Annotated in this window: 11 protein-coding genes; 9 read left to right on the top strand and 2 right to left on the bottom strand. The window is 68.4% G+C overall.

The features are described 5' to 3' along the window. The 3 genes from U5798_RS26220 to U5798_RS26210 all read left to right on the top strand — a co-directional run bounded on the left by U5798_RS26220 (position 1) and on the right by U5798_RS26210 (position 3,888). Complete coding sequence (locus U5798_RS26220; protein WP_322083691.1) at positions 1 to 1,590, top strand: gamma-glutamyltransferase family protein; 1,590 nt, start codon at positions 1 to 3, stop codon at positions 1,588 to 1,590. Positions 1,591 to 1,637: 47 nt separating this feature from the next. Further along, positions 1,638 to 2,606 carry an agmatinase gene (gene speB, locus U5798_RS26215; RefSeq protein WP_322083690.1) on the top strand — a complete coding sequence of 323 codons (969 nt, stop codon included), beginning with the start codon at positions 1,638 to 1,640 and terminating at the stop codon, positions 2,604 to 2,606. Between the two features lie 160 nt (positions 2,607 to 2,766). Further along, positions 2,767 to 3,888, top strand: a complete 1,122-nt coding sequence (locus U5798_RS26210; protein ID WP_322083689.1) for a porin — start codon at positions 2,767 to 2,769, stop codon at positions 3,886 to 3,888. A gap of 16 nt (positions 3,889 to 3,904) precedes the next feature. Here the strand turns inward: U5798_RS26210 and U5798_RS26205 are convergent, their stop codons facing one another. Further along, positions 3,905 to 4,861: a mannuronate-specific alginate lyase gene (locus tag U5798_RS26205; RefSeq protein WP_322083688.1), complete on the bottom strand. Its 957-nt coding sequence runs from the start codon at positions 4,859 to 4,861 to the stop codon at positions 3,905 to 3,907. A gap of 197 nt (positions 4,862 to 5,058) precedes the next feature. Between U5798_RS26205 and U5798_RS26200 the strand changes: the two genes are divergently transcribed. The 6 genes from U5798_RS26200 to U5798_RS26175 all read left to right on the top strand — a co-directional run bounded on the left by U5798_RS26200 (position 5,059) and on the right by U5798_RS26175 (position 12,013). Further along, on the top strand, positions 5,059 to 6,549 hold the full coding sequence (locus tag U5798_RS26200; RefSeq protein ID WP_322083687.1) for a HAMP domain-containing sensor histidine kinase: 1,491 nt from the start codon (positions 5,059 to 5,061) through the stop codon (positions 6,547 to 6,549). Continuing rightward, positions 6,531 to 7,907, top strand: a complete 1,377-nt coding sequence (locus U5798_RS26195) for a sigma-54 dependent transcriptional regulator (protein WP_322083686.1) — start codon at positions 6,531 to 6,533, stop codon at positions 7,905 to 7,907. The genes U5798_RS26200 and U5798_RS26195 overlap by 19 nt, the downstream gene beginning before the upstream one ends. Before the next feature lie 366 nt (positions 7,908 to 8,273). Next, positions 8,274 to 8,855 (top strand): hypothetical protein, encoded by a 582-nt coding sequence (locus tag U5798_RS26190; protein WP_322083685.1) that lies wholly within the window; start codon positions 8,274 to 8,276, stop codon positions 8,853 to 8,855. A 42-nt stretch (positions 8,856 to 8,897) separates the two neighbouring features. Further along, positions 8,898 to 9,443, top strand: coding sequence for a hypothetical protein (locus U5798_RS26185; protein ID WP_322083684.1), 546 nt, complete (start codon positions 8,898 to 8,900; stop codon positions 9,441 to 9,443). A 13-nt stretch (positions 9,444 to 9,456) separates the two neighbouring features. Continuing rightward, a complete protein-coding gene (locus U5798_RS26180) occupies positions 9,457 to 10,722 on the top strand; it encodes an MFS transporter (protein ID WP_322083683.1) in 1,266 nt (421 codons plus the stop codon). 37 nt (positions 10,723 to 10,759) lie between these two features. After that, a complete protein-coding gene (locus tag U5798_RS26175) occupies positions 10,760 to 12,013 on the top strand; it encodes an arsenic transporter (protein ID WP_322083682.1) in 1,254 nt (417 codons plus the stop codon). A 31-nt stretch (positions 12,014 to 12,044) separates the two neighbouring features. On the opposite strand, the gene U5798_RS26170 is transcribed toward U5798_RS26175, so the two are convergent. Next, positions 12,045 to 14,150, bottom strand: coding sequence for a TonB-dependent receptor (locus U5798_RS26170; RefSeq protein ID WP_322083681.1), 2,106 nt, complete (start codon positions 14,148 to 14,150; stop codon positions 12,045 to 12,047). Positions 14,151 to 14,257 lie beyond the last annotated feature (107 nt).

Here is a 14,257-nt window from a genome sequence, read left to right as displayed (position 1 = left end):
ATGAGGAATTTCGAACAACCGGGCCGCTCGCTCGTGATGTCGACCGAAGCGATGGCCGCGACGTCGCATCCCGCATCGACGCTGGCTGCCGTCAGGATCCTGGAATCAGGCGGCAACGCGATGGATGCGGCCATTGCCGCGTGCGCGGTGCAATGCGTCGTCGAACCCGGCTCGACCGGCATCGGCGGCGACTGCTTCGCGCTCTATTCCCGCGGCGGCGGCGACGACATCGTCGGCTTCAACGGGTCAGGCTGGGCGCCGGCCGCCGCCAGCGTCGAGCGGCTGAGCGCGCTCGGCGTCACGTCGATCGACCGCCACTCGCCGCACGCGGTGACGGTGCCCGGCGCGGTCGACGCGTGGGCGACGCTCGCGCGCGATCATGGTTCGCTGCCGCTTTCCGCATTGCTTGCGCCGGCGATCCGGCTCGCCCGCGACGGTTATGCGGTCGCGCCACGCGCGGCGGCGGACTGGGCGCACCAGGTGCAGTTGCTGTCGCTGGACGCGACGAGCCGCGCGCAGATGCTGGTTGCCGGCCAGGCGCCGCGCGCGGGCAGCGTGCATCGGCAGCCGCTGCTTGCGCGCACCCTCGAGACGATCGCGCAAGCGGGCCCGCGCGTGTTCTACGAAGGCGTGATCGCGGAGGATATCGTGGCCCGCCTGCGCGCCATGGGCGGCCTGCACACGATGGACGACTTCGCTGCGTTCCGTGGCGAATACGTGACGCCGATCACCGCGCGCTTTCGCGGCTACGACGTGCACGAATGCCCGCCGAACGGGCAGGGCGTCGTCGCGCTGCTGATGCTGAAGCTGCTCGAGGGATTCGACGCGAACGACGATCCGCTCGGCGCCGAGCGCCTGCACCGGGAGATCGACGCCGCGCGCGTCGCGTATGCGCTGCGCGACGTGCTGCTGGCGGATCCGCGCTATCGGCCGATGGACGTGGATACGCTGTTGTCGGATGCGTCCGTCGAGTCGCTGCGCAAGCGCATCGCGGCGCTGCACGCCCTCGGCGCGCCGGTTGCGGCGCCGGTGGAGCACAAGGATACGGTCTATATCTGCGTGGTCGACAAGGATCGCAACTGCGCGAGCTTCATCAACTCGCTGTTTCATCCGTTCGGCAGCGGCATCATGTCCGCGCAAACGGGCGTGATGCTGCACAACCGCGGCCAGAGTTTCACGCTGGAAGCGGGCCACCCGAATGCGATCGCGCCGCACGCCAGGCCGATGCACACGATCATTCCGGGCATGGTGACGCGCGACGGCAAGGTGCAGATCACGTTCGGCGTGATGGGCGGTCACTATCAGGCGATGGGGCATGCGCACTTCCTGTCGAAGGTGCTCGACTACGACCTGGACTTGCAGACGGCGATCGACCTGCCGCGCATCTTTCCGCGGCCGGGCACCGATCAGGTGGAGGTCGAATGCACGATGCCCGCGGCGACGCGCGAAGCGCTCGCGCGGCGCGGCTTCAATCTCGTGGCGCCGAACTGGGCGATCGGCGGCGCGCAGGCGATCCGGATCGACTGGGAGGCCGGCACGCTGATCGGCGCGTCCGACCATCGCAAGGACGGTTGCGCGCTGGGCATCTGACACGGGCGCCCGCATCGTCGGCACACGAAAATGGGGGGTGACGCATCATGCAGAAGCAGTCAGTCGTGCGCGGAGACGGCGCGATCCGCCGCGAATCGCCATATGGTTCGTCGAAGGAGAACACCTACGCGGGCGTGGTGTCGTTCATGCGGCGCCTGTATACGAAGGAGCTGGCCGGCGTCGATCTCGCCGTGACCGGTGTGCCGCTCGATATCGCGACCACCAACCGTCCGGGCGCGCGGCTCGGCCCGCGCGCGATTCGCGCGGCGAGCAGCCAGCTCGGCGTCCTGCTGCCGTATCCGTGGGGGATCAATCCCTTCAACGACTATGCGGTGATCGACTACGGCGACTGCTGGCTCGACGTGCACAACCCGTCGACCGTCAAGGAGGCGATCATCGCGCATGCGCGCACGGTACTCGATGCCGGTGCAAGGATGCTGACACTCGGCGGCGATCACTACATCAGCTACCCGCTGCTCGTGGCCCACGCGGAGAAGTACGGCAGGCCGCTTTCGCTGATCCATTTCGATGCGCACTGCGACACCTGGCCCGACGATCAGCCGGACAGCCTCAATCACGGGTCGATGTTCTACAAGGCGATCAAGGACGGGCTGATCGATCCCGCCTACTCGGTGCAGATCGGCATTCGCACATGGAACGACGATTTCATGGGCGTGCCGGTGCTCGATGCGCCGTGGGTGCATGAGCACGGCGTGAACGCGGCTATTGCACGCATCGTCGAGATCGTCGGCGCGCGGCCGACCTATTTCACATTCGACGTCGACGGGCTGGATCCGGCGTTCGCACCGGGCACCGGTACGCCTGTGCCGGGCGGCCTGTCGAGCGCGCAGGCGCTGTCGATCATCCGCGGGCTCACGTCGGTCGACCTGGTCGGCGCGGATGTGGTCGAGGTCGCGCCTGCCTACGATCATGCGGACATCACCGCGCTTGCTGCCGCGCACGTGGCGAGCGAGCTGATCTGCCTGTTCAGGCATCGCGCTCGCACAGTGAGGTAGGGCTCAAAGGGGGCGCCGGCGATTCACGTAGTCGGTGAGCCTCGGAATAAAACGGCATCGATATCACGCATATCAATTCGTTATCCGAATTGAATGCCGAATGATGTCGGAATTACGTCAATCAGATGGATCAACCACGCAACGACAGGAGAGCACGGCAATGAAATGGATCGCATCGACCACACTCGCATGCGCGGCCGGCATGTGCGGCAATGCATTTGCGCAAAGCTCGGTCACGCTTTACGGCGTCATCGACGAATCGATTCAGTACACGCATAACACGGGCGGCGCCAGCAACCAGGTCAAGCTGCAGTCGGGACAGATGTCCGTCAGCCAGTGGGGGCTGAAAGGCAAGGAGGATCTCGGCGGCGGCCTGAGCGCGCTGTTCAACCTGCAGAACGGCTTCAACGTGAACAGCGGCAAGATGAGCGCCGGCCTGCTGTTCGGACGCAAGGCGTTCGTCGGGCTGTCGGGCGGATTCGGCACGGTGACGGCCGGCCGTCAGCAGGATACGTTGCAGGATCTGGTGTTGCCGGTGCAGGGGAACAATTTTCTCGAGTACTTCACGGCGCCCGGGGACGTCGACAACGCCGACGGCTCGGTCCGCAACAGCAATGCGGTCAAATGGGTGAGCCCGTCGTGGGGCGGCCTGCAGGTGGCCGCGATGTACGGGTTCGGCGGCGTGGCCGGTTCGGTCGGCTCGGGCCAGGCGTACAACGCGGCGATGTCGTACACGGCCGGGCCGTTGACCGTCGCCGCCGGCTATGCGCATCTGGACAACGGTAACGCGGTGCTGTCGACGCGCGGTGCAAGCAGTGCCGATACGATCTTCCTGTCGCCGGTCAATAACGCCTATGCGACGGCAAGCGCGGTGAATATCGCGCGCGCCGGCGTGAGCTACGTGCTCGGCGCATTCACGCTGGGCGGCCATTACAGCTACGCGGAGTATCTGCGCGACGGAAATTCGACGTTCGGCGCGGCCGAGCGCTTCAACAACGGCTCGGTGTTCGTCGCGTGGCAGGCGTCGCCGGCGCTGCTGTTCGAGACGGGTTACAACTACCTGAAATCGCACGGCGATTCGTCGGCGACGTACCAGCAGGTCACGCTCGCGGCGGACTACGCGCTCAGCAAGCGCACCGATCTCTACGCGACGATGAGCTACGGGCACGCGTCGGGCAGCAACGGCGCGGGCCCGGCGCAGGCGGTGATCGCGGACGCGTATGTCGATGGCGGCAAGGCGACCCAGGAACTGGCGATCGTCGGCATTCGCCACCGCTTCTGACCGCATGCGCCGTGCGTCATGGCAGCGGCGCGCCCCACGCCGCTGTCACGTCTCCGCCGAGCCGCCATTCGGCGAACGGGCGGCGCGGCGCGATGATCGCCGGCAGGCGGCGATCGTGAAAGCGCGCGTCGTACGGTTCGACCCAGCTCAGTTCGTCGCGGAACGTCCACGGAAACAGGTCCTGCTTGATTGGCGTGATCTTCCTGAAACTCGCGGGATCCTGCACCGCATCGATCACGAGGTTCGCGAGGCGGCCGATCGCGCCGTCGTTTTCGCGATAGAGATCGATGTTGCGCCGCTGCACGAGCTCGGCGGCGAACACGAGCGGCAGCAGCGCGAAGGTGTGATAGTGGAGTGCGCGGTCGCCGCGCTTGACCTCGCGCTCGAGCGACCCGTCCGGGCGGATGTCGCGAATGCCTTCGCGTACCCGCAGCAAGCCGGAGTCGATCAGGCTGGCATTGTCGGTGACGGTGCCGATCGCGATCAGGTTAAGCCCTGCCCAGTACACGAGATTGTTGTGCAGGTGGTTGATCGCTTCGGCATTGCGCGTCGCGATCGCGATGCGTTCGAGCCACGGATCGATCGCGTTGAATGGCGCGCGGTTCGCTTCACGCAAGCCGCGCGGCATGCGCAGGATCACCATCGCGAAATCGGTGCCGGCCCACGAGCGTTCGTAGTAGCCCTGATAACCGGAGATATGGCCCATCAACGCATCCGATTGCGCCCAGGTGTCGAGCAGCGTCAATGCGCACGACCAGTCGCCGTGATCCGCCGCGGTGTTCAGCTTCGCGACGAAGTCGCGCATCGGCTTCACGTCGCGCGCATAACCGGCGGGGTCGTCGTAGTAGCCGGGCGGATCGATCGTCCGCACGGGGGCGGGCACGTCGCATGCGCGGCTGGCGGAGGCCGTGCCGACGAGCGTGCCGACGGCGAACAGGACAGCGAACAAGGCTCGAACGGAAACGGTGCGCATGGGGTGCTCGACGAGGACGTTTCGGGTTGGACGCGGGACCGCGTGCAGTCTAGCGCCCGAGGCTTTCGCCCGGCTTTCCGGGACGAGCCGCCGCCGTTCCGGCCCGCCAGGCCGTCGGCGCGATGCATGGCGGTCGCGGCGGCTTCACGTGAGATGCAATACGTTATTCTGTCGTCCTCGACTACCACCTCGATTCAATGAAGCGTCCGTCGTTTTCCACCCAACTCGTCATGCTCTGGGCAGTCGTCGCGGCGCTGTGCGCGACGCTGGTCGCGGTCGTCTGGGTCACGGCGAGTTCCGCCGAGAGTCAGCAGGTGGCCAGCGCCAAGGCGGCCGGCGCGTCGGCATGCGAAGCGGTCGCTTCGCGTTACGGCGCCTCTGCCGCGTCGGCGGCCGACGGGCCTGCCCCGGAGCTGATGCATGCGATCCTCGACATCGTGCTTTCGCGTGCCCCGGACATGGAGGGCGGGTTCTGGATGCCCTCCGCCGCACCCGCCGCGAGCGGCTTTCTCGCCTATTCCTTTCCCACTTATCAGGGCAGCGGCGTCAAACACGATGTTCCGGAAGCGGAAACGCCGCTGATCCTCCGCACGCTGCGTGCCGCGGCCGCGACGCATGGCGCGACGGCGAACGTCGTCGAAGGCGCGCAGGACGCCGTGATCGCGGCGGCCTGTCCGGTACGCGGGGGATCGGGGCTGTACGTCTGGATGCTGACCCGTGCGCGCCCGCCGCTGGGCCGGCACGGGGAATTGCTGGCAACGGGCCTCGCGGCCGTGCTCGCCGTGATTCTCGCGATCGCGGCGGCGCTGGCCGTGGCGCTGCGCCGCTGGAAGCGCAATCTCGCCCGGATCGAAAGCGGGCTGGGCCCCGACGTTCGCGAGCATCACCTGCCGTACGTCGGCGAACCCGATCTCGACCGCGTCATCGATGCGTTCAACGAGCGGGCGCGGCGCGCTGATCAACTGCAACAGCAGGCCGACGAGCTCCGTACGCGCCTCGCGCAGGCCGAGCGCTTCGGCATGCTGGGCAAACTGGCCGCGCAAGTCGCGCACGAGATTCGCAATCCGATGGGCGCGATGCGGCTGAAGGCGGAGAACGCGCTGGCGGGCGACGGCCGGCGGCAGCAGGATGCACTGCGCGTGATCCTCGGGCAGATCGAGCGCATCGATGCGCAGTTGTCGAGCCTGCTCGCGCTGACGCAGCCGGTGCGCCCGCATGCGACACGCGTCGACGTCGACGCGTGGCTCGCGCAGGTCGTCGAAGCACACCGCGAGCTTGCGCAGCGGCAGGCGATCGACTTGACGTTGTCGCTCGCGGGGCAGGGTGAACGGCTCGCGTGGCCGTCGGATTTTCCCGCCTTCGATCCCGACCAGATGCGGCGGGCGCTCGACAATCTGTTGCTCAACGCGTTGCACCACGCGGGCGACGGCGGAGCGGTCACGCTCGCCGCCGAGCGGCGCCCGTTCGCCGGGCGCGACTGGCTGCGCATCGCCGTGTCGGACAGCGGCCCCGGTGTGCCGGCCGCGCAGCGCGAGCGGATTTTCGAGCCTTTCGTGACGGGGCGCGCGGACGGCACGGGTCTCGGTCTTGCCGTCGTCCGCGAAGTGGCGGCGGCGCACGGCGGGCAGGCGCGCCTCGACGAGGGCGCCGCATTCGTGATTGAAATTCCATGGCAAACATCCTCGTAGTCGACGACGACGCGGCATTTCGCGACGGCCTCGCCGAAACGCTGGCCGATCTTGGTCATCGGGTGGTCGAGGCCGCATCCGGCCGGGCCGCGCTGAGCGCGCTGCGCGACGGTGGCGGCATCGAATGCATCTTTCTGGACTTCCGCCTGCCGGATCTGGACGGGCTGGCCGTGCTCGCGCAACTGCGCGACGATCCGGCGCTCGCCGCGATTCCGGTCGTCATGCTGACGGCCCATGCGACCAGCGACAACACGATCGAAGCGATGCGGCTCGGCGCATTCGATCACCTGACGAAGCCGATCGGGCGTCGGGACATCGCGCAACTGCTCGAACGCGTCGTATCGGCGAATCAGCCGCCCGCGCCCGCGCCGGAGGACGGCGGTTTCGCAGGCGAACCTTCAGCGGACCGGCCGCGACTGCTCGGCGTGAGCGCCGCGATGCGCGACGTGCAAAAGCAGGTCGGCCGGGCTGCGATGACCGATGCGACCGTGCTCGTGACCGGCGAGACGGGCACGGGCAAGGAGGTGGCGGCCCGCGTGCTGCATGCGGCATCGGCGCGGCATGCAGGGCCGTTCGTCGCCGTCAACTGCGCGGCCATCCCGGCCGATCTGCTCGAAAGCGAGTTGTTCGGGCATCGTCGCGGCGCGTTCACCGGCGCGCATGCCGATCGCGCGGGGCGCCTCGTCGAGGCCGACGGCGGGACGCTCTTTCTCGACGAGATCGGCGACATGCCCGCCGCGATGCAGGCCAAGCTGCTGCGGGCGCTGCAGGAGCGCGAGGTGACGCCGCTCGGCGCGGATCGCGCTACGACAATCGACATTCGCGTCGTGGCCGCGACACACCGTGACCTCGCCGCCGCCGTCGCGAACGGCACGTTCCGCGAGGATCTCTTCTATCGGCTGAACGTCATTCCGCTGCACCTGCCGCCGCTCGCGGATCGCGTGGCCGACATCCTTCCGCTGGCCGCGCATTTCCTGGTGAACGCGGCAGGCATGCGTCCGTTGCATCTGACCAACGACGCTCAGCGCGCGTTGCTCGATCACCGCTGGCCGGGCAACGTGCGGGAACTGCGCAACGTGATGGAGCGCGCGGCCGCGCTCGCTCCCGGGCCGGCCGTCAGTGCGGCCGATCTCGGCCTGGCCGTCGTGCCGGCGCGCCAGTCGGGCACCGATGCAGTTCCGGCGCACCTGCTCGACATGCCGCTGCCCGACGCGCTGGCGACAGTCGAGCGCGCGGCGATCCTGCATGCGCTCGAACGCGCGAACGGCAATCGCGCGGAGGCCGCGAGGCAGCTCGGTATCGGCCGCCAGTCGCTCTATGCGCGCATGGCGAATCTCGGGATCGAGCGCGACGACTAGCAGGGCCGATTCGACTGTCGGGATCGACGACATCCGGTGAAGCAACGTGTCGGGAAATCCGACATGTCTGGCGGGTTTCATCGTTCGGCCCTTGGCCACATGGGGCGCCGTGGGTTGGCACGGGTATTGCGGATAGCGATGCATCGCAACCCGTCGCCGGAGCCCGTCATGAAGCGCTACCTGTCTGTCGTTCGATTGCGGCCGCGGTGCCGTGCCGCCGTTCCCCGGTCGTATCGCACGCTCTGCGCTGCCGCGCTCGTTGCCGTCGCAACGGTCAGCGTCGCGCAGGTGCCGCCGGCGCCGCATGTGGAAGACCCGGCCGGCGCCATGCCGCCCCCTCCGCCGCCTCCTCGGCCTCGCGCACGTTTGCCTGCCGGCCCCGGCAACGACACCGCAGCGGATGCGCTGGTTTCCGGCACGCTGTCGCGGCTGACGATCAATCCGGAAGGGACCGTCGACGGCTTCGTGCTGACCGACGGCACGCTTGTCCGTCTGCCGCCGCATCTCGGTTCGCAACTGGCGGCGCTCGTGCGAGCGGGCGAGCGCGTCACGGTAGCCGGCGAACGGCGCGGCGACGATGAAATCCGTGCGCGCGTGGTCCGCAACGACGGCACCGGCGCGTCGCTGTCCGATCGGCCGCCCGCGCCCGTCGCGCCCGTGCCTCCGATGCTGCGCGGCGTCAACCTCGCCCGCCTGAGCGTGTCCGGCGTCGTGCGCCGCGTGACGCGCGCGCCGCGCGGCGAGCCGGACGGCGTGATGCTCGACAGCGGTGCGGTCGTCAAGCTGACCGTTCCGGCCGCCCGGCAATTCGGCGACTTGCTTGTACCCGGCGAGCGCGTGGCCGCCGTCGGCTACGGCACGCGCAACGCATACGGCGAAGCGCTGCAGGCGACGGCGTTCGGCGCGCCGGGCCATGTCGTGAATCTCTATGACGATGTCGCGCGCTGATCGCGCGGCGCTGTTCCTCAATCCATCAAAAGGAGTCCTGCCATGCATTGGATCGATCCCGCCTGCCTGCCCGAAACGCGCGGCCGCGTCACGCAATTCCTGCTCAATCCGCACGGAGACATCGACGGCTTCATCCTGAACGGTGACCTGCAGATTCACGTACCGCCGCACCTGGGCCGCGAATTGGTGCGCCGTGTCGCGGTCGGCGACCGCATCCGCGTGCGGGGCGCCCGGCTGCGCCGCGCGGCGATGATCGCGGCCGTGCAACTGACCGGGCGCGACGGCGTCGACATCGTCGACGACGGGCCTGCGCACGCAGCACCGAAGCCGCCGCGGGCGAGTCGAAAGCCCATGGAAATGAGAGGCGAAGTCGCGTTTGCGCTGTACGGCCCGAAGGGCGAGTTGACGGGTGCGCTGCTGACGAGCGGCGTCGCGCTGCGGCTGCCGCCGCATGCGGCGGAAGCGTTGCACGATTACCTGCAAGCCGGCGTCCATGTGCAGGCGTGGGGGCACGGTGTCATTACGCCGCACGGTGCGACGCTCGACGTGACCGACATTGCCGAGCTCGTCGATGCGGATGCCGAATGATCGTGCGACGACCATGAGACCGGCGCGCGCGCTCGAATCGCTCAACTTCTTCCTGGCTGACGTGCAGGCCGGCCTCGGCCCGTTCGTCGGCGTCATCCTGCTGTCGCGCGGCTGGGGCGCCGATGCGATCGGCTCGGTCATGACGCTGGCCGGGCTTGCCGCGATGGCTGTCACGCCGCTGGCTGGCGCGCTCGTCGATGCGGTGCGCGCGAAGCGGGCGCTGATCGTCGTGGCGACCGTCGCGACGGCGCTCGCGTCGCTGGCGATGATGTTCGTCCACAGCTATCCGGCGGTGGCGGCATCGCAGATCCTGGCCGCGGTCAGCGGCGCGGCGCTCGCGCCGGCCGTCGCGGGCGTGACGCTTGGCATCGTGCGTCGGCAGGGTTTCGATCGGCAGTTCGCGCGCAATCAGATGGCGAACCACGCCGGCAACGTCGCCGGTGCGGCGCTGGCGGGATGGCTCGGCTGGCATGTCGGATTCGACGCGGTGTTCGCGCTCGTCGGCGCGTTTACGGTCCTCGCCATCGCGAGCACGCTCGCGATTCCCGGGCAGGCGATCGATCATGCGTGCGCGCGCGGACTCGATCCCGCCGGCGCCGCGCCGGGAACGGAGGCTGCGCATCCCGATGCGTTCGACACGGCGTCGACGTCGCGCGTCGGCGGCCTGCGCACGCTCGCCGAAAACCGGCTGCTGGTTCTGCTCGGCGCATCGCTCGCGCTGTTTCATCTCGGCAATGCCGCGATGCTGCCGCTCTACGGGATGGGCGTCGTCGTCACGCATCGCAGCAACGCGAGCGCGTTCACCGCACAGACCATCGTCATCGCGCAGTGCGTGATGATCGCGGCGGCCTGGCTCGCGCCCCGGCTGATTCGCGCGCACGGTTACTGGCGCGTGTTGCTGTTCTCGTACCTCGTGCTGCCGGTACGCGGCGCGGTCGCCGCGGTGTGGATGAGCGAAGCGGGCGTATGGCCGGTGCAGGTGCTCGACGGCATCGGCGCCGGCCTGCAAAGCGTCGTCGTGCCCGCGCTCGTCGTTCGCCTGCTGCATGGCTCCGGCCGCGTGAATGCCGGGCAGGGTGCCGTCGCGACCGCACAGGGGATCGGCGCGGCGCTCAGTCCCGTGCTGGGCGGCGTGCTCGCCCGGCACTTCGGCTATCCGGCCGCGTTCGTCGTACTCGGTGCCGTGTCGACCGGCTCGCTCGCGCTGTGGCTCGGTCATGCACGCGCGCTGAGCAGCGTGTGCGGCAAGCCGGCCGACCTGTCGGCGACGTCCTCTTGAAAGCCGTTCCGATTCTCATGCCTCTGTCGACTTGCTCATGAATCCTGTTTCGCTTGCCTGGCTGATTTCCGCGCTCGCCACCACGGGCGTCATCACGCGCCCCTTCGGTTGGCCCGAGGCCACGTGGGCCGTGAGCGGTGCGCTGCTGCTCGTCGTGTTGAACCTGTTACCCGTCGCACAGGCGCTGGGCGCCGTCGCGAAAGGCGGCGACGTGTACCTGTTCCTGACGGGCATGATGCTGCTGTCCGAGGTGGCCCGTCGCGAGGGGCTGTTCGACTGGGTCGCGACGCACGTCGTCAATCTCGCGCATGGTTCGGCCCGGCGGTTGTTCGCGCTGGTTTACCTGGTCGGCATCGGCACCACGGTGTTCCTGTCGAACGATGCGACCGCCGTCGTGCTGACGCCTGCCGTCTTCGCGGCCGCGCGCCGCGCGAAGGCCGACCCGATGCCGCTGCTGTACAGCTGCGCATTCGTCGCCAATGCCGCGAGCTTCGTGCTGCCGATTTCGAATCCGGCGAACCTGGTGCTGTATGGCGCACGCATGCCGTCGCTCGGCGTATGGCTCGCGCATTTCGCGGTGCCGTCCGTCGTGTCGATCGCGTGCACGTTCGTCATGCTGCGGATCGTGCAGCGACGTGCGCTTGCCGGCCATTGCGAATCCGGGCTGACGGTGCAGCCGCTGACGAACGGCGGACGCATCGCGCTGGCGGGGATCGCGGCAACGGCCGTCGCACTGACGGTGGTGTCGGTCCTGGATCGCCCGCTCGGGTTGCCCACCGCGCTGGCGGGTGTCGTCACGCTCGCTTGCGTGCTGATGCGGGATCGTGCGGCATGCGTGCCGATCGTTCGTGCGATTTCATGGAGCGTGCTGCCGCTCGTCGCGGGGTTGTTCGTCGTCGTCGAGACGCTCGACCGGACCGGCGCGGTGCGCGTACTGGCGGGGCTGTTGCGCGAGTTGACGCAAGGCGGCGAACAAGCTGCCGCGGCCGCAGCAGGCGTCGCGGTCGCGCTGGCGTCGAACCTGATCAACAACCTGCCGGCCGGACTGATCGCGAGCTCGACGATCGATGCCGCGCACAGCCCGCAAGCGGTGATCGACGCGATGCTGATCGGCGTCGATCTCGGCCCGAACCTGTCCGTTACCGGGTCGCTCGCGACGATTCTGTGGCTTGCGGCGATCCGGCGCGAAGGGTTGAAGATCGGTTTCGGCGAATTCCTCGCGGTCGGTGCGTGCGTGATGCTGCCGGCGCTGCTGCTCGCACTGGCCGCGCGGTTCGTGGTCGGCGGCTGACGCGCGAAGCCGGTCAGCCGCCCCGGCCGCCCTAGAACGAGTAGGCGAGCGACGCGAACAGGCTGCGCGGCGCGCCCGGCGTGACCCACAGGCTGTTGTACGAGCTGACGTAGGTGGTGCGATTGAACAGGTTGTTCAGGACAACCGAAGCACGCAGGTGCTTGTTGACCTGAAGATAGCCGTTGAGCTGCACGGTCGCGTAGGCCGGCAGCTCGAAGCCGTCCTGCGTGTTGGCCGTGTTGCCGGCCCGGCGCCCGACATAGATCACGCCGGCACCGGCGCCGGCCTTGTCCGCGAACGGCAGGGTCGTCTCGTACATCAGCAGCGCACTGCCGCTCAACCGCGGGACGTCGACGAGGCGTGAGCCGGACGCCAGCACGGAATCGCGCGTGACCTCGGCGTCGACGTACGCGAAGTTGGCGATGCCGCGCAGGCCGTGGCCGAGGTCGCCGCTCCATTCGAATTCGACGCCGCGGCTGCGTACTTCGCCGGCCGCGCGCGAGAAGCCCGCATTCGCCGGATCGGCGGTCAGTACGTTGCGCTTGGTGACGTAGAACGCCGAGACGGTCGTGAGCCAGCGCGCGCCGGCCCATTTCGCGCCTGCTTCGTAGCCGTGGCCCTTCTCGGGATCGAACGCGTTGCCGTTGATGTCGGCGCCGTTGTTCGGCCGGAACGAGTACGCGGTGTTCGCATACAGCGACAACGCGGGGCTCATTTCATACACGACGCCGATGCGCGGGCTCACCGCGGTCTGCAACTGGCTGGTCGTCACGCCCTTCAGGCGGTTGTCGATCGACTGGTGGAAGCGATCCCAGCGCAGCCCGGCCAGGATTTTCCAGTGCGGCCCGAACGCGAGCGTGTCCTGCGCGTAGACGCCCTGACCGTCGTCGCGTTCGAGCAGGTTGGTCGCGGTGCGCGGCGTCGGCGCGGGCTGGCCGTAGACCGGATCGAAGATGTCGATCGCATACGGCGCCGCGGCGGTCGGCGTGGAGCGCGTGACGAACTGGTCGTAGTTGAAGCGATACGCATCGACGCCCATCACGAGCGTATGGCCGATGCCGCCCGTGCGGAACGTGCCGGTCGTCTCGAGGCGGCCTTGCAGGTCGTTCGAGTGAAATGCGACTTGCCGGTAGCGGCGCCACAGCGTGCGGCCGTCCGGCTGCAATGAGAATGCCTCGGACGAGCGCCCCGACAGGTCGGTGTTGCGCTGCGCGACGCCGGCGTTGATCGACCAGCTTGAATCGATGCGATGCTCGAGCGTGAACTGGTGGCCCGTGTTGCGCACGTCGTAGTCGCCGTCGCGCGGCTCGCCGAGGAAGCGCGACGCGGGGATCATGCCGAGCTGGCCGTTGACCGCGAGCACGCCGCGATCGAGCGGTGCGCTCTGACGCGCGCTCTCGAACTCGTAGTGGAGCGTCGTGTCCGCGCCGATGTCCCAGGTGAACGACGGCGAGAACAGGTAGCGTTTGCTCGACACCGTGTCGCGAAAGCTGCCGTTGTTCTCGTTCATCGCGACGAAGCGGTACGCCAGCGATTTCGTGACGGGACCGGTCGAATCGAGGGTCTGGCGCAACGCGCCGTAGCTGCCGGCCGACACGCCGATCGTGTTCGCGCGTGCGAATTGCGGCTGCTTCGTCGTATAGCTGATGATCCCGCCCGGATCGCCGCGGCCGTACAGTGCGGACGCCGGCCCCTTGAGCACTTCCATGCGCTCGAGGTTGACGGTGTCGCGCGGCACGCTCATGCCGCGATTCCACGAAAAGCCGTTGACCAGGTAGTCGGTGCCGGACGTGTTGCCGTCGCCGGCGAAGCCGCGCACCGCGTAGTTGTCCCACAGGCCGCCGAAGTTGTTCTGGCGCGAGACGCCCGCGACCCAGTCGTAAAGATCGTCGCCGCGCGTCGCGGCCACGGTCTGGATCAGCTTCGTATCGACGCTGCTGACCGCGAACGGAATCTCCATCACGTCCGCTTCGCTGCGCGTCGCGCTCGTGGATTCGCGTGTGCGAAACGGCGCCGTCGCGCGTTGCGCGGAGATTTCGATGGTGGGCAGCGCCGCTTCCTGCGCGTCGGCGGCGCCCATGCCGGCCGTGCCGACGACGATGGCCATCGGTGCGGCCGCCCAGTTCCTCCTGCTCATACCCCTCCTTTTTGTGTGATTCGCGTTCGGGCACGGCGGGCGGCCTGGCGCCGGCATCTGTGTTCCAAACAGTACATTTGCGCGGCAATTTAATGCAAATGAGAGGC

It is taken from the genome of Burkholderia sp. BCC1972 (genome assembly GCF_905339605.1).
Lineage (GTDB): Bacteria > Pseudomonadota > Gammaproteobacteria > Burkholderiales > Burkholderiaceae > Burkholderia.
Note: the sequence above shows the minus strand (reverse complement) of the source record. Positions and strands in the feature narration are given on the sequence as shown.

Bases quoted from the DNA above. Each gene is read 5' to 3' on its own strand.
- U5798_RS26220 (WP_322083691.1), top strand. From the start codon at position 1: ATGAGGAATTTCGAACAACCGGGCCGCTCGCTCGTGATGTCGACCGAA.
- speB (WP_322083690.1), top strand. From the start codon at position 1,638: ATGCAGAAGCAGTCAGTCGTGCGCGGAGACGGCGCGATCCGCCGCGAA.
- U5798_RS26210 (WP_322083689.1), top strand. From the start codon at position 2,767: ATGAAATGGATCGCATCGACCACACTCGCATGCGCGGCCGGCATGTGC.
- U5798_RS26205 (WP_322083688.1), bottom strand. From the start codon at position 4,861: ATGCGCACCGTTTCCGTTCGAGCCTTGTTCGCTGTCCTGTTCGCCGTC.
- U5798_RS26200 (WP_322083687.1), top strand. From the start codon at position 5,059: ATGAAGCGTCCGTCGTTTTCCACCCAACTCGTCATGCTCTGGGCAGTC.
- U5798_RS26195 (WP_322083686.1), top strand. From the start codon at position 6,531: ATGGCAAACATCCTCGTAGTCGACGACGACGCGGCATTTCGCGACGGC.
- U5798_RS26185 (WP_322083684.1), top strand. From the start codon at position 8,898: ATGCATTGGATCGATCCCGCCTGCCTGCCCGAAACGCGCGGCCGCGTC.
- U5798_RS26180 (WP_322083683.1), top strand. From the start codon at position 9,457: ATGAGACCGGCGCGCGCGCTCGAATCGCTCAACTTCTTCCTGGCTGAC.
- U5798_RS26175 (WP_322083682.1), top strand. From the start codon at position 10,760: ATGAATCCTGTTTCGCTTGCCTGGCTGATTTCCGCGCTCGCCACCACG.
- U5798_RS26170 (WP_322083681.1), bottom strand. From the start codon at position 14,150: ATGAGCAGGAGGAACTGGGCGGCCGCACCGATGGCCATCGTCGTCGGC.